This window comes from Alteromonas sp. MmMcT2-2, from assembly GCF_022348305.1.
Lineage (GTDB): Bacteria > Pseudomonadota > Gammaproteobacteria > Enterobacterales > Alteromonadaceae > Alteromonas > Alteromonas macleodii.
The window spans coordinates 11,297-34,174 of record NZ_JAKRFA010000043.1 but is presented as its reverse complement, the minus strand read 5'-3'; the positions used below and the strand labels follow the sequence as shown (position 1 = coordinate 34,174).

Here is a 22,878-nt window from a genome sequence, read left to right as displayed (position 1 = left end):
TACTGCTGTAGCCGTATTTTTTATTTTAGCTTTCATCGTGTCTGTTCCAAAAAAGTGGTTAAATAAATGTAAATTCAACGTTAACATTGCTGATTGTGTCCTTATTATCTAAAAATTTAGGGTATACGGATTTAATGGTTGATGGGGCACCTTCACCCCATCAATCTGATACCACCCTCAGATGGTTGATAGATCGACTCCGTAGTTGAGTTCCTCTGCGAAGTCCGGCAGTCCGTAACCGATGGTTTTCTTGTAGAAAGGAGAGACCTTCGCAGTCGGTGCCTTCTTCTTGTGCTTCGTGGTGTAGAGCATTCGTGCCCGCATCACCTCGAAGGAGTAACCGCGCCCTTCACGGTTCTTGTCCTTGGCCAGTCGGTTGATGGACTCCGTGTAAGCGTTGGTGACGGGCATGTCCGTCTCGAAGTAGGTCATGGTCTCTTCGCGCCAGTTTCCCACTGCCCTGACCAGATCGCTCCAGACTTCCTTTTGGCCCTTCGGGATGGTGGCTATCCACTCGTCCAGGGCGGCTTCTGCCTGGAGCCGTGTGGTGGCGTCCCAGATGCCGTAGAAGCGCTCCTTGTGCTCGTAGGCGGCCAGCAGTTGCGGGAACGCGCCTGTCCAGGTCTCCATGATGAGGCGCTCCCGGTCTGAGACTTCGTGAGCGCGTTTCAGCAGGATTTTCCGGTCTCCCTTGAGAGTCCGACTCTGGGACGGTTTCAGCTCCTTTCTGAGGCCCTTGCGCACTCTCTCTAGGGCATCGTTGGCCATGCGCACCACATGGAACTTATCGACCACGATGCGGGCCTGGGGCAGCACAGCCTTGACCGCTGCCCGGTAGGGGTTCCACATGTCCATGCTGACGATCTCGACCTTCTGCCGGTCTTTCAGCTTCATCAGGTAGTTGGTCACCACGTCCTGGCGGCGGGTGGCCAGCAGGTCGAGCAGGGTTCGCTCCTCAATGTTGGTCAGAATGCAGCGGTAGCGCTTGTTCAGGTATAGCTCGTCAATGCCCAGGATGCGGGGCGTCTCGAAGCGGTGCCAGCGCCCCAGGAACTCGGCGCGGGCGTTGAAGATGTCGCGCACCGTCTTCTCGTCCAGGCCGGTCTGTGCCGCCACAAAGGTGTAGGGGTGGTTGAAGGATTCCTTCTCCACGTACTCATGCAGCCGCAGTGTCATACGGAATCCGTCCACCATCTCCGGTAGCTGGGGCCTGAATGTTGTCTTGCAGGCCCGGCAGGTGTATCGGCGGCGGACCACCCAGAGAGTGACCCGCTTGCCGTGGATGGGCAGATCACGATAGGGAACGTCACGCTTGCCGAACCGTACGAACTCACCCTGCACGCCGCATTCCTCGCAGGCGATGGGATCGGGCACGTCCACCTGGAAGTGCATTTCGTCGTCGGTTGATTTGCAGCCCAGTACTTGGTATTGCGGCAGGTGAAGGATGTTGTCGGGAAGTTCGGTCATGGTGTTGTATAGGCGTAGGTGTCAGTCAGATCCATCCGACTCGGCATTGGTGTTTGCTTTTTTACCCAACAAGCTGCTGGAAACGAAAAGTAAGGCACCGAGGACAATTGCAATATCAGCCAGGTTGAAGGCCGGCCAATGCCAGTCTCGCCAATAGAAATCAAAGGAATCCACAACATAGCCGCGAAAGACCCGGTCAATCAGGTTACCCATGGCGCCACCGAGGATAAGACTGTAAGCGATGGCTTCTCCTTTATGACGATTTTCAAGGATCAGCTTGATCAGAAAAATCGAGACCACTACCGCGATTCCGATAAAAAAGTAGCGCTGCCAGCCTCCACCATTCGCAAAAAGACTGAATGCGGCACCGGTGTTCCATAGGTGCACCCAGTTAAAGAACGGGGTCACCGAAACATACTCGCCATAGGCCATTGATTGCTGCACCAGCCACTTTACAGCCTGATCAGACGCTGCCAGCAGGCCCGATATGGACAATAGGGCATACGGCGAGAGCTTTTTGCCAATAATGAGCATTATTTAACCCTTCAACGCCAAAATGCGTCTGGCACCGTTAAGTACAATGCCCCCCGCGATGGTGCCGATAATCAGATCCGGATAATTGGAACCGGTCCACGCGACCAGGGCGCCGGCGGTGATGACCCCCAGGTTGATCACCACGTCGTTGGCCGAGAATATCCAGCTTGCCTTCATGTGCGCCCCGCCTTCCCGATGTTTGGATATGAGCAGCAGACAACTGGTATTGGCAATCAATGCGACGAATGCGATAGCCATCATCACCAGCGATTCAGGCTCACTACCGAATACAAAGCGTCTCACCACCTCTACGAGCACGCCCACAGCCAAGATCAGTTGCAGTACACCAGCAAGATGCGCGGCACGTACCTGCATTTTCACGCTATGTCCAACCGCATAAAGGGCAAGCCCGTACACCGCCGCATCGGCAAAATTGTCCAGGGATTCTCCAATCAGGCCGGTGGACCGGGCGATCAGACCGGCAGTCATTTCCACCACGAACAGAAGTGCATTGATGCCGAGCAACCAGCGCAGGGTCCCGGATTCTTGCTTAGCAGAAGCTGCCGAAAACTCGGCGGCCTTGATGGTCTCCGGATTTGCAGCGACGGTTTCCTGAAGCGAGGCGCCTAGCCCCAAGGTCTTCAGTTTCGAGGTGACGGGCTCGACCTCGCCGTCATGCACGACCTTCAGCCGGCGGTTCGACAAGTCGAAGGACAGCGCCCGAATCTCCTCAAAGCCGTTCAGGGCTAGGCGAATCATTCGTTCTTCTGATGGACAGTCCATCTTCGGCACGGCATAAACACTGACCCATCTCCCTGGCGCCTCGGAGGAGGCCTGTATATCGGTATCCGCTGCGGACGTTGCATCAGCGCCACAGGCGCCACCACAGGATTTGCTCATAATACGACTCCACTTGAACAATGTTGTGGTACCATTTTAAACTATAAAGCTACTATAAGGTCAATAGAGTAAAGAATCCGTTGGGGAGGAGGCTGATGCGCATTGGTCAGTTGGCGCAGTTGGTAGGGGTCGAAACACAGACGATCCGCTTCTATGAACAGCAGGGCTTGTTGCCGCCGCCTGATCGGCAGGACAACGGTTACCGTGTCTATACCGAGAAGCATGGTGAGGGGCTGGCCTTCATCCGCCGCTGCAGAATCCTGGGCCTGTCACTGGCTGAGATTCACGAACTACAGAGCTATCAGGACGACCCTCATCAGCCTTGTACCGCCGTCAACACCTTGCTCGATGATCACATCTCTCATGTGCGGTCGCAGATAACCGCTCTGCAAGCGCTTGAGAAACAACTCGTTTCACTGAGAGCGAGTTGCAACGATGACCGGGAAGTTGAGGCGTGTGGGGTTCTTGCTGGAATTAGCGAAGGAAACATGCACCAGCAGTAGGTGAAGCATCAACCAGATAATCCGATGAGATGCCGGTCTGTCTCACTCTCATGCAAAGGTAAGATCAACCATTTAATCCGCTTACCCAAAATTTATTTTTTGCTTAGGTTTTTTCTGCGACCTCGGCAGTGGGCACCGTATTCGCTAATAGGAGAAACTCAATGCAAATTACTAAAATCATTTCCTCTGCCTCGGTTGAACGTTTAAAGCAAAAAGCACGAAAGCTTAAACGTGAAAAATCTATTCCACACACTCAAGCACTCGATGAAGTTGCAGTATCTGCTGGTTTTAATCATTGGCATCAAGTTGTGCAAGCTAATGACTTACTTAAACCATCAGAAGTGGCGTTATCTTCTGGATGTGTCATGGCTTTTGATGTCAAAGATGGTATGGATGTCGATACCAGTGATGGGGTTTTAATTGAAGACCACTTCTTGGAGATGCTCACTGAAAAGCAGCTATTTGAAATTTATGCCAACTCCCCTGATGAGGACGACGAACAAAACAGGCCGCTAAAAGAAACGCTATCGGATTCAGAGCTTCAGGAGTACTTTCGAGATGATTGCTCATTCATGTACTTTCGTCTTGCCGAGCCTCATGCAAACAAACCGCTGAAAGAAGTATTGGCTCTTATACGACAGTACTCGTTTTGGATGCCGCAATATATTTGGCTTCAAGGTCACCTTATTGATACTTATCATTTGCCAGCTGAAGACGAGAACGGCAATACCGTAGGCGTAAGGTTTTAGCTCTACAAGATGAGGCCTAACTGGCCTCATATCTTCTTCTGCAAGTGGCTTAACGCCAACCCTGCCATCAATGCCAAGCCGATGATCAGCGACGGTAGTACCACCGGTGGAATAGCCAGCGGGGCGAACAATCCCATAAACAGCAAAATGACGCCTGAGCCCAGAATTATCATGCTGTAGCGGTGAATAATAGGGCTAGAAAAATCAAAGGTTGTCTTCTTAATCTTCCAGGTCATTAAGCCATCCCACAACGCCGGCAACATGAGAATAAGCGCAAAGGGCAACCAGACCATCAGCAACGCAAATCGAGTGAACACTTGGTACAGCACATCAAAAAATGCCTGAATACGGTCTTCTACCCACACAAACCAAAAGCCTCCCATGTTCTCCATCCCTTTAGAACGAAGTCGCTGTTCTTCAGTGGGGATTAGAAAATCACGCACAGATTGCTCCATCTGCGTATCCACAATCCATGACTGATACCAGCGATGGCTAGTTTGACCAATCCAATAGCTTGTTTGTGCGCCCAATTGGTTTTGGATCATCTGCTTCTCTTTACTGATGACCCGGCCAGTCCAATCACCGGGCACTAACACGCCAATGGCAATAATCTCCAGCATCAGTGCCAGACACAGCAGCCAAACGGACTTATGCTTGCTCATGCCAAACATCCTCTTCTACTCGCGCCAGCATGGCTGCAACGGTTGGCGTCATAATCCGAGCTTTAATCACTTGCTGAAGCCGCTTTGTCGATGTATGGTCACTGACATAACGCACATCAATACGTCCTTCAGCCAAATACGCCATCCGATTTGGACGATTACGAATCCAGGTGTGGAAATACACACCATCCACGGCGGCCCACTCGAAATGGTCAGGATCACGCAGGCGAATCCCCGTTAAAGCACTGGCGGCAGCCCAGGTCAGTGCCTCAATGAAATGCCAAAGGCGTACACTATCATCATCACAACTGACTTCTTCATAACTGCCCAAGCCATTACACAGACACAAATCAAAGATGGAATGGCCATCTAAAGTGAGCGCATCTGTTAAATAGTCCGCCAAACAGTGCACTGAGGCCAAAGCATGAGGCCAGTCGGTTTCAAGTAGTCTTAAGGTTTCCTTGAACTGGGGATTATGTTGCTGCCACTGAGCGAGCATTTCTTTACTGGTAAGTGTTGTCATTTTCAGACAGACAGAATGATGCATACAGACTCCTTATGCTGCCTGTGTAGAGCTGGTTAAAATAGGAATGCGGCCTTTGATCACGCGGCCACCTGAAAGCTTGGCGATGTACTCCAGGTTGGGAAGCTGGCCTAATAACTGCGGTGGAAACATATCGCCTTCTTCCTCCATCAAGCGTTCGCCATGATTGCCGGTAAACAACGCGGGGCTGTCCGAGTTGGACGACATACCTTGAGTTTGCATGATGTACTGCAACCGAGTCTTAGGCAGATTGTCGGTAATGTACTGCTGCGTTTCGGCATCCATCACCCGAAGGGCTATCAAGTTGTTGATGTTACCTAACACCTGGCGAGCCTTAGCTTCACTGCCTGTACGAGCTGCAAAGTCAGCAAAGGTCTGAGTAGCAATTACACAACGCATTTTTGCGCCACGGCCTTTGTTGAGCAGTTGAATGAAGGGATCGTTGACGACTTCAGCCGCCTCATCGATGAAGATATTTACGGGACGATTTTCAACACCATAGTTATAGCGATCACCGGCCACAGCAGTGAGATCGGACAAAAGCAACGAACCAATGGCGCTGCCAACCATGGCGTCAGTTAATGAATCCAAGCCGATATACGCCACTTGGGCATTGTTGATAATACGGCCAGAATCCGTAATTAACCGGCTGTCATCCACATCGTTTGCAATCGGTGATAACAGTGGCCCTAATTCACTTGATGTGAGCATATTGAGCACCGGCATCAGTGAGGCCACCATCTTGGAATAGTGGGTTCTGTCATGCTCAAACATACTCAAAAGTCCTTCCAAATCGGTATTGGCGGCAACGGGCTGAATGCGTTCGTAGTAGAAAAGCAGCATCGCCATGGCTTGTTTAGCCAAGGTATTGGCCTTTTCGGTAAAGCGCTTGATCTCCACACTAAAGTTCGGATACACCTGCTCACCCCAGGCTGTGACGGCTTTTACTACCAAGCCTTCTGGGCCACCTTCCAAGAATCGCCTCAGTGTTTTCAGATCAGGACGTTGTGACGTAAGCAACAGACCTTGCACTATGTTGTTCAATGCCATTTGGCCAAAGGCTTTAAATGGATCAGCACCGGTTTCAGATGGGATTAGTGCCGCAATTCGGCTGGCAATTTCAGTGCCCCGGTTAAAGTTTCTAAGGGGATTAAGCCGTACCGAATGCTCAGGAAAACCCGGATGAAAATACACAAAGCGCTCAGGACTACCGGCGGCAATACAGGCTCGCTGCGCATTATCCTTAAGTTCCTTGTCTCCCTTAGGGTCAATAATAATCACGGCTTCATTACGCAAAATGGCCTGAGTGATCATCGCATCAAAGCATCGGGTTTTTCCGGCACCGGTCGTACCGACAATTAAGGTATGCCCCTCGGTGTGACCAACTGGCTGGTACACATCTTCTTCTTTGGGCTCGACACCATGAATCCAGGTCGAACCCATTTGTTTGCCGTGACCTTGGTTAAGCAAGGTTTGCTTATCCCGCTTTAGGATTTCATAAGCGCGTTGGGCATGGCGTTGGTCCCACTCAAAGCCATAACCTAACCACAATTCATCAGGATGTTTTGCCATTACCTTTTGCAAATGCGACAGCGCCATAAATGCCAATGGTTTGCCTTTTAGCCCCTTCTGCAACTTATAAAGACGGTAAGCCTCAGGCAGGCGATACAACGCCATGCCCGAGGAAATCCCTGTCATCCACCAAAATGGCTCAGGTGGTAGCTCAGTCAGCATTTCTGCGGCAATCGCCCCAGTGGCCCCAACCACCAGCCAACCTGCTGCTGCCATGGCCTCATAGTTCGTGCGCCAGGGCATTTCGTATGCGTTTTCTTTCATTCATGCTCCGCAAAATAACCGTTTGCAATCCACTTAATTTCAAATGGATTAACGTTTAGCGTGAGCGGTAAACAGAACCGTTTCCCCCTCATCAAACTGGCATTGGTCACTGGCCGAGATCCCCCGAAGCAGCTGTCCGGCTGGAATGCCATGCTCCTTGGCGACTTGACGTAAGGTTTGAATCGTGACGCGAATACCATCGGCACTATGATCCACGTCTGGGTAATCGCCATCGGTCAGTAAGATGGGCAAATCTTTCACAAAATTAACCATCTGTTGCCGCTGTGCGTGTTTGGGGTCTGTACTTGAGTTCGCATTGGGCGCAATCGGCGTTTGCTTGCGCTCAGCTCTTGTGGCGAGCTCTTTTGCTTGGGCACTGGTTGTCTCAGTTCGACTCGGACGCTGTGAAGCCTCTTTGTTCTGAATTGCTGCCACTGATTCTTCGTCTTGTTTGGAGATGTCTATCAGTGCAGTAAGCCCCTTAGAAATCGATACTTTCAGTAGTAACCCTTGCTCCTGAACGCCATCCTTCGTAGTCACAGTTCTGGCCTTACGTGTCGGGTTTGCGGGATCTAGTTCAAGCCAATCTAATCGACTGAGTTCAGCAAGTAGTTTTCGGGGGGCACACCAAGGTCTTACGGCATCGGGATAGCGGATCAGGGCTTGCTCACCAACCATAATCAACGCACTGCTGGCCTCTGGGAGCCACGCCAAAGATTCAGGGAGATTCAATGAATCTGCATCGTACTGGTTTACGTTATTTGAGATAGCGCCATCATATGAATTGTTAGGCTTTTCACATCCATCACCCGGAACGTTTTCATTTTCCTCAAGGTGATTAACATCACTGGCATGACGAAGTTCATCATCTTGGTCGGACGATTTTGACGATGGCGACTCATCCGAATTACTGAGTTCGATTGATGATGACGCTTCAGGCAAGCCTGGCTGCTCACTGGAGCTACTCTGTGGCTCTGCTTGTGTTTGCTGTGTTGATTCCCACTCAGATTTGCTAAACAGTCTCACGCTACTTGGTACATTCGAGCTGAACAATAAATCGGCCTCAGATATATGCAGCATGGGTAGCCAGATTGGATTGCCGTCTTTGATCAGTACTTCAGGGGCAAGGCTTTCATATCGCTCATTTGAGGCGGATTTAGTGGCCAATCCTCGCTCAATGAGGATGTCCGCAAGGGTATCGGGATCTCTTGGAATGCCAGGTATCTTGTCTTTAGCCAATAGCTCAATGATGTCCTTAGCCGCGCTTTTCCAAACCAGGTAAAGATCGGTTGATTGATTCGATTTTCGTATCCAAACTCTGGCATCTCGTTGATTGACCAACCACTGGGAACTGGCAAGCAATCGCCTCATGGCATCAAGTAGATAGCGTTCGACTGGGACTCCAAGGGCATTGTCGTCAACGGAAATGCGTTGAGCTTTCAGGTCTCGCTGGACACTGGTTTGGTCAGCTTCAATAACCAATTTGGACAGGACATGCTCGGGATCGGTATTGCCAATTGCTTCCAGCATGGCTTGCAAAATTTCAGGGCCCGGTTGGGTTAACCAGGCGAGCAACTCAGGTGTCATCACCCGGTTTAATACCAAAATTGAAAATTGCTCGTGCCGCTTGCACCGTCCGTCGCGCCAGCGAATGAAATAGCGTTCAATGCTGTTGTTACTGGTCCACTGGGATAAGGTCTCTAAAAAAGGGTTCCACTGATAGCGTCCATCTTCGTCTGTAATGGACAAGTCTGAAACAGGCTTACCAATATCATGGAACAAACCGCCTAATGCCGCCGCAACACGCCACCTTGGCTCTAGCTCTTTTTTCTCAACCGGTGTGCCACTGGCAACAAAGATGATCCCTTCAGCAGCTTGTGCCGCCCAGAAAGCAACTTCCAACGAATGACGTAATAAACCACCAGCGCCACTGTGATGATGATGCTCAGAAGCTGGCAACAAATGAACATAAGCAGCCAGATGATCAATGCAGGGCTGAATCAGCCTTTGAAACTCACGCTGATTAAAGCCAAGTACTTGGCGCAGTTTGGCAATTAGCTCGTCTTGTGTGGACTGCAAATCCTCGGGTGACGCAGCTGGCAACCCCTTCAGGAATGGCGGATAGCGTGGAATGTCTGCATCCAGTTGCGATGACAGCTCTGGTAGTGCTTTGGTTTGAAAAAATAGTTTTTTGAACATAGTGAACCTCCGACACGATAGTGTGAAGGTTCAATCTGGCGTTGCCGGTTGATTAGACTAAAAAATCCGATATGTATTAACACATACGCCAAAAAATGCTGAGGGAGCTGATTAAGCTAAGGCGTATTTCTACTTGGCCTTTTAGTTTTTTTCCCAACTCTCCTTTTGGGTTTTTCAATCGGTGTAAAAGCTTCTTGTAGGTGATCGCGAAACCATCGGCGGCGCTCAACTTGACGAAACTCGTTCAAGACAAACCGATAGTCACACGAGCCAAGACGATCACCACAACCACATGGACAAGGTAATTTATTTGCCTCACGCTTGCGCAAACCTAACGCTTTCAGTGCCCGTAGAACCGATGCTTTACCATTAACATTGAACAACTGAGAATAATCATCAATCAGGCCTTTCTCACCATGGTCCAGTTCGCCATAGGGAAAGTTGCCAAATTCAACCCTATGGGACACCGAATAAAGAAACCTGACAACAATCTTTTCGAAAAAGGTTGTCAATGACGAGTCGGCTTTCAAAATTGACTTAATTTTCAGGTCTGAGCCAAGACAAAATGATCCATCAGAGTAAGTATGGAAGTCCTGATTACGAGGAAAGTAACCAGCTGTATCAAACACCACTGGTAAAGCCCTAGGATACTCACTTGGGCATACAATCCTTAGAGAAAATGTTCGCTCAATAAACCGACTTCCAGCTAGCTGTGCTTTTAACTGATACTCTCCCTGCAACTCAATCTTATCTGCATGGACATCTACTAATCTAATGTTCGGATAGGCCGAGAGAAAAGCCTCTAGGCCCACAGCCTTCCAGTGCTTCATCTATTGCTTAAACCATGGCTTTGGATCAGATGATTGAATTGCGAAAGTTGGTTTTGTTGTCACCGCAGGAATACCCAATAGACGTGCTACCGAACTTGAATCAAGCTTCAAATCCAAACCATTTTGCGCCGCATTTACTATTCGTTGCGTATCATCACTTGAGCAAAGAGCACTAAAGTCAGCTCTAGCTTGATACAGCCATTTATAAAAGTTTTCTTGTAATCGGTATTGAGCAGATTTTTCGTCATACCACTTGTCTGCAAAATCTTCGGCTGGGTTGACTGGGTTCGGAATCATTGGCGCTTGTGCAGAAATATGGTCATCCATCTCGGAGAGCACCGTATTCAACGCTGAAGCCAAATCACTTTCACCTTTATACGATTTAGCCGCCAATGTAGTGATGATTACCGATATTGGCTTACTATCCTCATTGTTTTTAAACATAGTGTCACGATGACGCTTCAATAATTGGATAACCTGCTGTAAGGGTGTCTTCCATTGATAATATGGCAGACTATCTATACTGGCTTTAAATCGCATTTCACGTTCGTTTATCACTAACCGTGCCGTCTTCATGCGCGTTTCAAACCATCGAGCATATCCTTCAGGATTGCTGATACGCCAGTTTTCATTCACAACTGCATAAGTGGAATCTGTGTTGTCGGTAATCGAAACTGCAAGCTGAGACACGTTTTGAGCCAAGTTTTCATCAAACTTAGAGTTTTCGACCATCCGCTTTTTCAACAGTCCTCTTCCTGTATCACTCTCTGGCACACACGGAACTATGTCCATGTGAAAGCTAAGCCCATCGGCATACTCTAAGCGCCAACAGCGTTTCTTCTCGGCTAGCTTTTCCTTAATTCCTCTGGCGTTTCGATAAAGCTCTAATTCATGACCCACTAGGTGCTTTAGTTGCTTTTGAGTGATAGACGTTTTATCCAGGCCACGCCGAAGATTGCACCCCATGTCTAGGTCATACTGTTCTTCTGAATCGGGCCTAATCGCCGTACCTAGACGAAAGGAACCTTGAGAAAACACGTGGGGATCAAAATTCACGCATGTTGACTCTGGGCGATGTAACCAATCACCTAGATCCTTATAGCGTTTTTCAGCCTTTTCATAAGCACTGTCTGGTAGCTCAATTTTTTCCAGAATTGTGTTTAGAACGTCGTTACTTTTAGTATTACTCATGTAGATCTCCTCGAAGCTCGACTGCCATTACGAATTGTTGTGTTTTTATGTCGTGGTCATAAATAAGCCATGGCATATCAGCCTTAGGCATTCTGGCCCGTCCTAATTCGACGGCACACGATACTGGCATCACAGGAAAAATTTGCAGTGGCGTCGCATCCCCGTGTGTATTTTTGATTTCAACAATCAGCTTTCTTATGCACTTTCTGAACAAGGAGAGCTGCTGCTTTGACTGCATGAAATCATTATGAGGCTGCTTGATAGTCACTTCCCAAATCGATGTATCTGGCCCTATAACCCGAGTAATTCGCTCATGCGACACATGGTCACTCAAAGAAAGTACCAGGGCTGGCTTTCCCTCCATATTCTGAGGTCTGTTGATGATGTACTCAAAATCATCTGAACAGTCTTGCCAAAACCAGCCTTTAGGCTCTCGATGCAGCTGATAAGTCTCGACGTCAATTTTGTCGGTGAGCAAAGCGCCAAGTTTTATTAACAATGGTTGAGGAGCTAACGCGAACAATGAAAAATGCTTACATGAATCCTCTTCGATAATCGATGAAATTTTACTTTGAAAACGCTTCGTTAGGTGTTGCGACTCTGCTTGCCAATATTGTTCAGAGTGATCCTTCAGCTCTGATACCATGGATAGGGTCACTGGCTTTTCAGTTGCCGGATACCAATTCGGAAACATTGCCTCAACACAACCGTGATAATTAATCGGTGATCTTTCAGTTCCAATATTGGCACCATATAAAACAACATTTGATTTGCGATCAGGATCAATGCCTGTGAGTATTTCTATACGTTGCTCATGCTGCATTTTCCAACTAATCAAGAGATCGGCTGGATACCTATCCTCGCTGCCTTTCTGATCAATTTTTTTGTGACAGTCATAGCACATCAACATGAGGTTGCTGACGTCATTCAAGCTGGTTGGCTTAGTTTTAAAGAGTCCCCAACCACGAGGCCCATTCTCAGAAAATGCGTAAATATGAGCATTTTGAGAGACATTGACCGATTCCTGGGTCACCGCTGATTTGTATAGCAACTTATTACACCCGCTAAACTGACAACGCGCAGCGGCACGAGCCCAAAGTTCTCGCTCAACAGGGCGTTTAATGTGCCTCGTGACTTCAACGACCATTCAAAACTCCTATAGTTTGCCAATTAACGGAAGTGAGCGCGGTGTTGTCGCATCACAGAGCAAATGGCTTACATAAGCACATCCGGCGATTAGCCCCAGCCCGCGAAGACACTTATCAATTGCCTCTTCCGGTTGCCACTCATACAAATGTTTGAGACCAACACCTAGTGCAGTTAACACCAATAGACTGTGGCAAAACTGGCGATGGTGAGGGTTACCCAAAGAGGGTTCCAGAATATCTGGAAGCTTGCCAAATAGAGAGCCAACCGTAATGGCAGTTACAGGATGGTGACTGACAGCTTGTTTTTTGTTGTCCGCAAAGGCAACGGTTAAACCAACCGCAGCCCCGACGGCCAAATGGGTTTTACCATTAGCCAAACTATTTCTCCTTCCTGACACCTTTAAAAGGTGTTTTGTCGGATGTCTTTACATCCATGAATCGACCAGTATCAGCATCTCGCTTTACCCAATGTCCGCTTGGCGTCTGAGTCTGAGATCTACCTTTAACGGCACCGTTTCTGTGTCCGTCACCTGATGGGGGATTTGTAGCCATAAAGCCTCCTATTCTGCTTAACTTAATCACATTTATCAGATATTAATAAAAAAGATCCAAAGGATCTGATCAAATAATAAACTTCAATTCTGCTTAACGCAAGCAGATTAACCAGAAAATCAAAAAAAACTACAAAATTGATCGGTAGACAAATTCCAGTCCACCTGACTCTGCCACTTCTTTTTGACCTAACACAAGACCTGTAGCATGAAGCTTCTTCAATCGACCACTGGCATTCTGTGCTGAAATGTCAAAGTGCTTAGATACATGTGACGAAGTCACTGTCTTTTTTGCAATAACAAAATCTAGAAGCTCTTTGACAGTCGCACTGAGTTTTATACCAAGTACTTCGTAACCGCTATCGCTCTTTACTAGAAGAGGTTGATCCTTGGCTGTAGCGCCATAAGACCAATTATCCAGAAGGTCACGACTCGGTACATTAGAAAGGTAAAAACCTTTTTCTCCTTTCAATGCTTTAGCCAACGAGATTACACTTTCACGAGGAAATGAAGCATCAGTGAATCGAATGCCTTCCAAGCTGATAGCAAAAATATCGCATGATGGGTGACCATCAACGATCTTTTTAATCTTCACATAGGCTTCACTACCTTCATCGTTACCAAAGGCATGGTCAGAACCTACGACTTCTGAAAGAAGAATTTTATGAGTTAACTGTTTCATCTGCTTAAGTTGACACTATTTATCAGAAATTGTCAACATAGAAGTCAAAACAGATATGGGTTCCTGTGATAGGGAACAACCCTCGATCTTCAGAAACATTGATGAGTTGACCCTTCGAGTATTCCAAAGCCAATGAGAAAGTGAGCTGCCTAATAACAATGATAACTTTCTCTTTACTAGCGTGCTCTCGACTACTCTTGAAGCCTAACCCCCGGCCTTTACCAAAGCGACTAACCTCACCAGATGTAAATGCTTTTTGAACGAGCGCAATGTCATTCTCAACAGTTTCCGCTGAAAACTGTGCGTACAACTTCGGATGTTCACTTTGTAACGTTGTTCTCAAAGTAGCGGCAATACCTAAACCAGAGTCGGATATGACTGTTTGAATATGCTTTGGTTTATTATACGGTCGATACACTTGCAGACCTGCTAGTCCAGGTATTTTGGATTCACTGTGATCAGTAACGTTGCCTACAAGCTCTGAAAAAACAGTCTTAGCCGCTAAGAAATAGCTAGCTGAAGAATGCTCTACAAACCTGTCGCCCAAACGAATTACAAGCTCCTTGTTTTGGATTGGCTGTGCAATTTCGCCTAGTTCGACCAAGGTATCGCTATTATCCCGATAAGTTTTAGCAGCTGACAAAACGGGCCTTTCAGGAAGACAAGTGACACTTTGATTAAGATAATCAAAGAAGCCATTTCTGCTGAAAAAACTGTGAGTATTAGGACATGCTGTAGTATCCATCACCACATCCTTCCCATTAGCAGTAAGCTGATTCGCGAGAGCAAGAAAACGGGCCAATGCTATCAGCAAAAACTTACAATCGATGCCGAATCTAAATGTTATCTTGTTTGCATCTTTTTGATACGCAAGCTTACCGATAGCACTCTCAAAGGCTTTCTCATCAATCCAACCTGTACCGAAATCAATTTCCACATGCTGAGCCCGTATCAAGCACCATTCATGATTTGAGTTTTTCACAAACGTATCCTGGTTTTTGTGAAGAAACGAGTTCACTTGGGACTTATCCAGCCCTAGCTCCTTGGCAATTTGACGTCCTTTCAGGCCTGGTGACCCATCTAATAACTCTGAGACTGCCTTCAGCAAACCATCACTCCTTTCTACCTACCTACATACCTACCATTCGTTGCATACTTTGCGTCCACGAGGCTTTAAATGCTGAATCTCCTGCGAACAACTTGTAGAGCTCAAGTTCATCTTTACGGCGTTGCAGCATAATTTCCTTGAGCATTTTTTCGAAGGCCAAATCTCGATTATGAGGATCTGGGTTGTTTTTGTATTTAGATTCAAAATCTGGGTGATTGCGGATACTCTCAGCGATGTTCACGAACTTAACCTTTTGCTCTTCAGGTGTGGCACTCCAGCCTTGGAACCATCGTTCATTAAATGTGCGAATGATTTCATCCAGCGGGTCAGTTTCTTTTTCACCGCCATGCGCCCCACGTGGGTTCGGATTTTGAGGATCAAGCTCCGCTTCTTGGTCACTAAGTTTAATGCTGTGGTTAAGCTTCACACGTTGCAAACCGTATGAACTCAGATCGACAGAATCGAGAAGCTCATCAATAGCATCAGCATCGGGATCTTCCACTTTCAATTTCGGTATTAAAAACTTCAGGAACCAAAACAGTTTTTCCCAGCTGACCATTTCATAAGGCATGATAGACGCCATCTGCCCATAGATTTTCACGAACTGCTTGGCTTTAATCTTAAAGTCCACTTTAGCTTCAGCTTCAAGCTCCAGCTCATGGTCAAACCGTGCTGCTGCAACATCAATGATTGGACTGAGTGTCTGGGCGTCTTCATTCTTGAAATAACGCGTAACAAAGTCTTCAACTTCATACCATTCGTACACACCGACATCGTCCATTTCATCTTTCAACTCGTGCAGCACGTTTATATCTGTAGCTTGGGACAATGACGTTGCTGTGTAGAAAGGATCGAATGCTGACTGAATATCTTCAACCGAGTTGAAAAAGTCCAAAACAAACAGGTCTTCTGTTTTTTTACCCCATTTAGGCGCACTTCGATTGAGACGAGATAATGTCTGTACACACAAGACACTGGCGAGCTTCTTATCCACATACATGGCGCAAAGCTTAGGCTGGTCAAAGCCAGTCAGATACTTGTTAGCAACCACTAAAAGTCGATACTCATCGGTATCAAACATATCTTTGGTATCTGACTCGGCAAAACCATTAATATCTGCTTCGGTATATTCAATACCATCAACTTCTTTGGTTCCTGAGAAAGCAATGGCAACTTTAAAGGGGTTCCCTTGCTCCTCAAGTATTCGCCTTATCGCTTTGTAGTATCGAATGGCCGTCTCAATATTTTGAGTGACCACCATTCCTTTACCTTTACCCTTGAGCTTTTTCGCATTCACGACATGTGGAACAAAATGCTCCAGCATAATCTCTGCCTTGGTATCAATCGTTTGCTGGCTTCGCTCTACATAAGCTCTGAGTTTTTTCTGCGCCTTTTTGGTATCAAACTCAGGGTTATCAGCGATTGATTTCTCAATCTCATAATAACTTTTGTACGTCGTATAATTTGCGAGCACATCCAAGATGAAACCTTCTTCAATGGCTTGTTTCATCGAATACAAGTGAAACGGCTTGAAAGAGCCATCTTCTTGGCGCTGACCAAATTTCTCCAAAGTGCTGTTTTTTGGTGTAGCGGTAAATGCCAAGTACGATGCATTCCCGCGCATCTTGCGCGATTTCATCGCCTGAAGGATTTTATCCTGAGCATCTTCTGCCTCTTCGATTTCAGACTTGCCCATCGCTCGGTTCATATTGTCATGCGCCGAACCAGACTGTGAGCTGTGTGCTTCATCAATAATCACCGCAAAGCGCTTGTCACTAAGATCGGCGATACCATCAATAATGAACGGGAATTTCTGAATCGTCGTTATGATGATCTTTTTGCCATTTTCGAGCGCCTGCTTAAGCTCAGAAGACTTGTTCGCCGGGGCAATAATGTTCTTTACTTCAGAAAACTCTTTAATGTTATCCCGCAGCTGCTTGTCCAATAGGCGTCTATCGGTAACCACAATTACAGAGTCAAATAACGGCTGCTCCAAGCTTTTTCCGCCTGCCACATCAGACGAAGCAGGATAGGTTTCAATTAACTGATAAGCAGCCCAGGTAATAGAATTAGACTTACCTGAACCGGCAGAGTGTTGAATTAAGTAAGTCTGACCGACACCGTACTGGGCGGCATGGTCCACCAATTTTCTCACCACATCTAATTGGTGGTATCGAGGAAAGAACAGAGTTCGCTTTGGTAATGGATCTTTGCTTGACCCATCCAGACGCACAAAATGCTGAATAATATTCGCCAAGCTTTCTTTGGTGAATACTTCTTGCCATAGGTATGCCGTTTTATGGCCAGTTGGGTTCGGCGGATTGCCTTGTCCAAGATTGTGACCTTTATTGAACGGCAAGAAGAAGGTACTGCCACCTGATAACTTGGTGGTCATATACACTTCGTCGGTATCGACCGCCATATGCACTAGGCAGCGGCCAAAGGTCAGCAAGGCTTGCGCTGCATCTCGATCATCCCGATACTGCTTTTGGCCGTGATAACGTGCTGTTTGCCCCGTCCATGCGTTCTTCAACTCCAGCGTTATCAATGGTATTCCGTTGATAAACAATACCATGTCGATTTCTTGTAGGGGATTTGCCATGGAATAGCGCACTTGGCGAGTACAACTAAACACGTTGTCTGCAAAGTTTTGCTTTACCTTCTCACTACTGCTTGCCAAAGGGGCTGGATAGAGCAAATTGAAATGAGCATCGTCTACGCTTAGCCCTTTCTTAAGTAAATGCAGAATGCCATGCTTCTTAATCAGTCGGTCAAATCGTTCGAGTAACTTACGCTGCCAATCTGAGGAGTTGTTCTTTTGCAGTTTGGCCAACTCTTCTTCTTGTGTCTTTTGCAGAAATTGCCAGAAAAAACGTTCATCAATGGCATATTGCATATTAAAGTCACTAGCAGCACCAATGAAGTATCCAGCACCCAGTGACTGCTGACTCAGCCCCTCTTTGAGCTCTTCAGTACTGATCCCAGCCAGACATTTCTCAATGGCCGACTCTAATGCTTGTTCATTGGTTTGACTGACCATAATTGTAAGTTCCCTTAATCAAAATTCTTCTGTTTCATTGCCTCAGCCGCTTTTTGCAGCGGTCCTTTTAAGGCTTTTTCTAACTTTGTCATCTGCTCTAAGTGCCACGCAACCGCTTGGGGCCACGTATCTTTATTAAACCCATCAGCTTTGGTCGAAAACTGAATACGGCAAGATTTCTTCTCATCCAGCCTCATCCACTCAAGTTCTGCACCAAAAGTATGTTCAATGTCCTGTTTGGACTGACTCAACAAGTCAAAAAGGTATTTATTCTCTTCGGTAACCCCACGGCTGATCCAAAGCTCTACTCGAAGCTCTTTTTGCAGAAATATCAGGTTATACGGACACCCACTTAACCCTGAGCCTGCTGATAACCAATGATCTTTGCTTGGGCTAATGTTGTTATAGAGTTGGCAAGCGCTTTTCTGAAACGCCTCTAAGGCACGCTCCCAGTATTCGCGCCGCACCGTATGGCGGTTTTTTAGTACCACTTCGGTGGTTTTTTCTTCCGCTTCCTTGGCATTAATGCCGATCATCAACTCTTTCGCTTCTGGCGTTGGGATGATCTGGTCAATATTAATCAGTAGCTGTTCACCCAGTGAATAAGGCGTGATTTTGAAGCAGGCAATGCTAATGCCTTGACCCAATAACCACAGCGCGGTGCTGGTCACTTCTTTGCGAAAGTTCGCCGCAACTAACATAATACGCTGGCTGTTACCCAGGTTGAGCTTTAACTCATCCAGATCGGGCGCATCCAAAAATTCACATATTCTCGCCGAAGCACTTGCAGGGGCATTTAACAGGTCAACCTCTCGGGTTACGGGCTCATAGCGGTCTAAGTACTGTTGGTAAATGTCAACGATTTGCGCTTTGGTTAAACTTGCACAGTAAGAGGCATATTTAAGCGCCTGCCACACCACATCGCGGCCACTGTCGTCCAGCTTGTTTTCAATAATGACCAAGTTGCCATCTTTATCCAGTGCCAGTAAATCTAAGCGTTCACGGGTGTCATCAAAGCCATCGAACTCTTTTTGAATAATCAACAACTCTTCACCGAGTGCGGAAGGTTCGTGTGCCAACCACTCCTGAAGATGCTTGCGCTCAGTAAAGCCCAACTCACTGAATCTCTTCGTCTTAACCGGACTAATCCTATTGGTCTGATGATTTACCGTGAACATATGCGCGTCCTATTGCTCAACCATTTCCGGGGTGATTTTTATTTTTCCTGTCACGGCGCTGTTGATCAGGGTGGTTTTGTATTCTTTGAGTTTTTCGATTTGAGCTTTCTGTAGAGAAATATTCATATCAAAAAGTTCGTTTTGCTTGTCGATAAATGAAGAAATTTTAATTTGTTCTTCAAATGGTGGATTAACTATATTTAAATTTCCGATAAAATCGGAACTTGCTCTTGGCATTTTTGACCCATAAGTTGATGCATCAACCACACTAATAAACCCATTCGACAGCATTAGTTTTGAGAAGAAGGCATTACTACCTCTCTTCACTTCGTACACTAAAAACTCTGTGGAACAAACCCCTTCAAAATCAGCGACATAAACTTTTGCCAAGTAAGGGCGTAATTTACCGAATAAAATATCCCCAACTTGAAAAAATGTTGACAGGCCGTCGGCTTCAGATTTTATTTCATTCTTTGTTCCATCAAAGGAGTTAACACACTCCATCCCCAAATATTCTAAATTGCTTTTACCTGCTTCTATCTTTAAATTTTTCAGTTTTAGTATGTGTTTTAGAGGCTTGATTTCCCAATGCTCCGGTATCTCCCCAATCCAATCCACACCGGAGTCTTTCATTGGCACATTGGGATCAAGCCCTTGGGTCACCGCCTGTTGGATGATGATCTGCTTACGCTCTTTGAGCAGGTTAATTTGCTGCTCTTTGATAGCAATCGCGTCGTCGATTTGAGCGGTTTTCTTGTCTAGAAAGTTGGCGATACGGGTTTGTTCTTCTAGTGAAGGAACAGATATAGTAATCGTCCGCATTTCATCGTATCGAGTAGTCCACAAATCTGCGACAATTCCACGTCCAACACGATAGTATTCCTCAATAAATGCATGACTTTTCAAAAGGTGCTCTGAAAACTTTGGATGAATCCCTTTTGGTTTAAGTACTATATTTATAAGCGATACTGATCCATCTCTGTCAGATACTCCACTAGAACCCTTCCGATCAGAGCGGCTATTTATAACAAAGTCACCCTCTTTTACTAGCTTCCTGTTATCGCCATCTTTTGTTTTGGCCGCATTATCCAATTGAGGTAGAACGCCTTTTTTTGTTACGGAGAGTGCAGGGTAGTCTATGTCTGAAACTTTAGATCTACGCTCATTAAAGCGAGTGCCTAATCGTGTTAATTCCCAAGAGGCTGGTACTCGTCCCAACCATTCAACCCCAGAATCTACATAATCGTCATATTTCGGCATCAATGCTAAACGTTCCATTACGCTTCTCCCTGAACTTCCGCCACGTTCACACCCAATATCTGCGCAATAAGACCTTCGGCTTTTTGTTCCAGGTTGATGATGTCGGTTGCCACCTCTTCTAAACTACGCAGCGGTTTATGACGGTAGAAATACTTATTGAAGCTGATTTCATAACCAATTTTCACCGTATCCAGGTTTATCCACGCTTCATCAACATGTGGCTTCACTTCGTCTAGGAAGTACTGGTAAATGCTTTGCTTCAGCGGGACAGATTCTGTGTCTCGCAGGTCTGAGTTGGTTTCGTAAGTGATGAACTCGCCCTTTTTACCGCCTTCTTCTCTAGGAACGGGGTAATAACCAAAATCTGGCAGGTCAGCGACTTCACACTCGTAGCGCTCCAGGAGGTCGTCTAATTTATCACCCGTTAATTTAACTACCTTTTTAACCACTTTCTTGGCGGTTTCGTCATACCAGCTCACCGCGTTTAGGATGGCATTTTTCTCAGGTGCTGAAAGCTTAATGGCGTGGGCTTTTAGTGATTTATCAACTTGGGTTTTAAAGCTATTGAAGTCATCAAATTCATTGCTACCGATATCAGCCATCAGCGTTTGTGCCGTTTCAAGCAATGCTTTTAGCGCCAGCCAATGTTTCACATCGAGCAGTTTTGCCTTAGCCTTTGCATTGAGACTGATGTCGTTATCTTCACACCAAGAAAGAATGTCCTTCTCAATGGATTTTAAGAAGCTCTTTTTCTGATCAGACCCGTAGCCAGTTTTTTCGTAAACACGTTCGCCGTGCTCTGCGTAAACGTGCTCCATCACTTCACTGAGCTGCTTATCAAAACGCAGTGGGGCTATTGCGTCTTGAGTGAACTTGGCTCTGCGGCGATCTGGGCGCTCGATAGTGACTTTGTAGTAGCCAAAATCGTCATTGCTAAACACCTTGCTGGCGATGCCGATCGGATCATTGTTTGCATCAAGTGCTCTTTCAACATCCATACACGCCAGGTAAGTATCGGTAATTTCCGTAATGTGCTCAGGTGCAAATTCGCAGTTTTTGTTACCTAAGTTCTTACGCAACTTACGGTATAGCAAGCTGGCATCAATCAGTTGCACCTTACCTTTACGTGCCTCAGGTTTATTGTTGTTCAACACCCAAATGTAAGTGGTAATGCCGGTGTTGTAGAACAGGTTATTAGGTAACTGAACGATGGCATCTAGCATGTCGTTTTCAATGATGAAGCGACGAATGTTACTTTCGCCACCGCCCGCATCACCGGTAAAGAGCGATGAGCCGTTATGAACAGAAGCAATCCGGCTGCCTAATGGGCTTACACTCGGATCTTTCATCTTGTTGACCATTTCCATTAAGAAGAGCAGCTGGCCATCACTTGAACGTGGCGTGGCATCTACCACTTCGAGATTTCCCCAATAGTCTTTCAGGCTAACCTTAAAACGAGGGTCAATCACATCACTGCCGTCTTTAATGTGCTTCTGTTCAGACGCCCAACTCTTACCATATGGCGGGTTAGACAACATAAAGTCAAAGCGTGAAGCCGCGAACTCATCGGTAGACAAGGTTGAGCCTACTTTGATGTTCTCAGGGTTGTTACCTTTGATCATCATGTCCGATTTACAAATCGCGTAGGTTTCGTCGTTGATCTCTTTGCCGTAAAGGTAAACATCACGGCTGTCGTTCGGGTATTTCTCTTCAATGAAGTTTTGAGATTCAGTCAACATACCACCGCTACCACACGCAGGGTCATACACTGTCATGGTAAGCGGCAACTGGTCTTTCACTGGGTCGAACACCAGGTGCGTCATCAATTCAATCACTTCACGTGGTGTAAAGTGTTCACCTGCTTCTTCGTTGTTTTCTTCGTTGAACTTGCGGATCAACTCCTCGAACACGTAACCCATACCCAGGTTAGTAAGGGCTGGCATCTTGTTGCCATCTGGGTCTTCGACCGTTTCATGAGTTAGGTTGATGTAAGGGGAAACAAACTTTTCGACGACATCAAGAAGGACTTGCTTGGAGGCCATGTGACGAATTTGCGATTTGAGATTAAAGCATTCAATGATTTCTTTAACGTTATCGCTAAAGCCAAGCAGGTACTCTTCAAAGTTGGCGAGTAATATCTGTTGGTTATTCGTTGCGGTGTTGAACAGGGATTTCAGCGTCCATTTAGATGTATTGTAAAAAACATAACCACTGGCCGCTTTTAATGGTTCATCATCAAGCTCCGTGGCTTGCATCTCTTCTTTTTGGAACTTTACCTCTTCAAGCACGGCTTCTTTGGTAGGTTCTAGTAACGTATCTAAACGTCGTAATACCACCATAGGTAAAATCACATCGCGGTACTTACCGCGAACGTACACATCACGTAAACAGTCGTCGGCAATGTTCCAAATAAATGAGATGAGCTTGTTATGTACACTATGATCCATTTTCTTTTCCTGTTCAGTGTTGGTTGCATCCCACTAGGTTGCTGCAACG

Annotated in this window: 20 protein-coding genes; 2 read left to right on the top strand and 18 right to left on the bottom strand. The window is 46.5% G+C overall.

Features of this window, described 5'->3' with window-relative positions:
• Positions 1-177 precede the first annotated feature (177 nt).
• The 3 genes from MHM99_RS17810 to MHM99_RS17800 are packed head-to-tail and all read right to left on the bottom strand — an operon-like array spanning position 178 to position 2,901.
• Positions 178-1,467: an ISL3-like element ISPpu12 family transposase gene (locus MHM99_RS17810; protein WP_004574636.1), complete on the bottom strand. Its 1,290-nt coding sequence runs from the start codon at positions 1,465-1,467 to the stop codon at positions 178-180.
• A gap of 21 nt (positions 1,468-1,488) precedes the next feature.
• Positions 1,489-2,001: a signal peptidase II gene (gene lspA, locus MHM99_RS17805; RefSeq protein WP_003821921.1), complete on the bottom strand. Its 513-nt coding sequence runs from the start codon at positions 1,999-2,001 to the stop codon at positions 1,489-1,491.
• Positions 2,002-2,004: 3 nt separating this feature from the next.
• Positions 2,005-2,901 carry a cation transporter gene (locus MHM99_RS17800; protein WP_020744994.1) on the bottom strand — a complete coding sequence of 299 codons (897 nt, stop codon included), beginning with the start codon at positions 2,899-2,901 and terminating at the stop codon, positions 2,005-2,007.
• Between the two features lie 95 nt (positions 2,902-2,996).
• Between MHM99_RS17800 and cadR the strand changes: the two genes are divergently transcribed.
• Entirely contained in the window at positions 2,997-3,404 is a 408-nt protein-coding gene (gene cadR, locus MHM99_RS17795) for a Cd(II)/Pb(II)-responsive transcriptional regulator (RefSeq protein WP_007148576.1), read from the top strand.
• 161 nt (positions 3,405-3,565) lie between these two features.
• A complete protein-coding gene (locus MHM99_RS17790; protein WP_020744993.1) occupies positions 3,566-4,153 on the top strand; it encodes a hypothetical protein in 588 nt (195 codons plus the stop codon).
• 26 nt (positions 4,154-4,179) lie between these two features.
• On the opposite strand, the gene MHM99_RS17785 is transcribed toward MHM99_RS17790, so the two are convergent.
• From MHM99_RS17785 to MHM99_RS17715, 15 genes are all read right to left on the bottom strand, one after another.
• Positions 4,180-4,815: a DUF4400 domain-containing protein gene (locus MHM99_RS17785; RefSeq protein ID WP_011788471.1), complete on the bottom strand. Its 636-nt coding sequence runs from the start codon at positions 4,813-4,815 to the stop codon at positions 4,180-4,182.
• Complete coding sequence (locus tag MHM99_RS17780) at positions 4,802-5,362, bottom strand: hypothetical protein (RefSeq protein WP_011788470.1); 561 nt, start codon at positions 5,360-5,362, stop codon at positions 4,802-4,804. Before MHM99_RS17780 ends, MHM99_RS17785 begins: the two co-directional genes overlap by 14 nt.
• A gap of 9 nt (positions 5,363-5,371) precedes the next feature.
• Complete coding sequence (traD, locus tag MHM99_RS17775) at positions 5,372-7,195, bottom strand: conjugative transfer system coupling protein TraD (RefSeq protein ID WP_011788469.1); 1,824 nt, start codon at positions 7,193-7,195, stop codon at positions 5,372-5,374.
• A 48-nt stretch (positions 7,196-7,243) separates the two neighbouring features.
• Positions 7,244-9,394, bottom strand: a complete 2,151-nt coding sequence (gene mobH, locus MHM99_RS17770; RefSeq protein WP_015066554.1) for a MobH family relaxase — start codon at positions 9,392-9,394, stop codon at positions 7,244-7,246.
• 116 nt (positions 9,395-9,510) lie between these two features.
• Positions 9,511-10,224, bottom strand: a complete 714-nt coding sequence (locus tag MHM99_RS17765; protein WP_015066553.1) for a hypothetical protein — start codon at positions 10,222-10,224, stop codon at positions 9,511-9,513.
• Positions 10,225-11,415, bottom strand: a complete 1,191-nt coding sequence (locus MHM99_RS17760) for a nucleotidyltransferase (protein WP_015066552.1) — start codon at positions 11,413-11,415, stop codon at positions 10,225-10,227.
• On the bottom strand, positions 11,408-12,562 hold the full coding sequence (locus tag MHM99_RS17755; RefSeq protein WP_015066551.1) for an SAVED domain-containing protein: 1,155 nt from the start codon (positions 12,560-12,562) through the stop codon (positions 11,408-11,410). The genes MHM99_RS17760 and MHM99_RS17755 overlap by 8 nt, the downstream gene beginning before the upstream one ends.
• Positions 12,563-12,571: 9 nt before the next feature.
• Positions 12,572-12,940: a metal-dependent hydrolase gene (locus MHM99_RS17750; RefSeq protein WP_015066550.1), complete on the bottom strand. Its 369-nt coding sequence runs from the start codon at positions 12,938-12,940 to the stop codon at positions 12,572-12,574.
• Position 12,941: 1 nt separating this feature from the next.
• Complete coding sequence (locus MHM99_RS17745) at positions 12,942-13,115, bottom strand: hypothetical protein (protein WP_000224748.1); 174 nt, start codon at positions 13,113-13,115, stop codon at positions 12,942-12,944.
• A gap of 129 nt (positions 13,116-13,244) precedes the next feature.
• Positions 13,245-13,796, bottom strand: a complete 552-nt coding sequence (locus MHM99_RS17740; RefSeq protein ID WP_015066549.1) for a helix-turn-helix domain-containing protein — start codon at positions 13,794-13,796, stop codon at positions 13,245-13,247.
• A 22-nt stretch (positions 13,797-13,818) separates the two neighbouring features.
• Complete coding sequence (locus MHM99_RS17735; protein WP_015066548.1) at positions 13,819-14,904, bottom strand: ATP-binding region, ATPase-like protein; 1,086 nt, start codon at positions 14,902-14,904, stop codon at positions 13,819-13,821.
• Positions 14,905-14,926: 22 nt separating this feature from the next.
• Entirely contained in the window at positions 14,927-17,944 is a 3,018-nt protein-coding gene (locus MHM99_RS17730; RefSeq protein WP_061094529.1) for a type I restriction endonuclease subunit R, read from the bottom strand.
• 14 nt (positions 17,945-17,958) lie between these two features.
• On the bottom strand, positions 17,959-19,122 hold the full coding sequence (locus MHM99_RS17725) for a DUF4268 domain-containing protein (protein ID WP_015066546.1): 1,164 nt from the start codon (positions 19,120-19,122) through the stop codon (positions 17,959-17,961).
• Between the two features lie 9 nt (positions 19,123-19,131).
• Positions 19,132-20,400 carry a restriction endonuclease subunit S gene (locus tag MHM99_RS17720; protein WP_015066545.1) on the bottom strand — a complete coding sequence of 423 codons (1,269 nt, stop codon included), beginning with the start codon at positions 20,398-20,400 and terminating at the stop codon, positions 19,132-19,134.
• Positions 20,400-22,829 carry a class I SAM-dependent DNA methyltransferase gene (locus tag MHM99_RS17715; protein ID WP_015066544.1) on the bottom strand — a complete coding sequence of 810 codons (2,430 nt, stop codon included), beginning with the start codon at positions 22,827-22,829 and terminating at the stop codon, positions 20,400-20,402. Before MHM99_RS17715 ends, MHM99_RS17720 begins: the two co-directional genes overlap by 1 nt.
• Between the last annotated feature and the right edge of the window lie 49 nt (positions 22,830-22,878).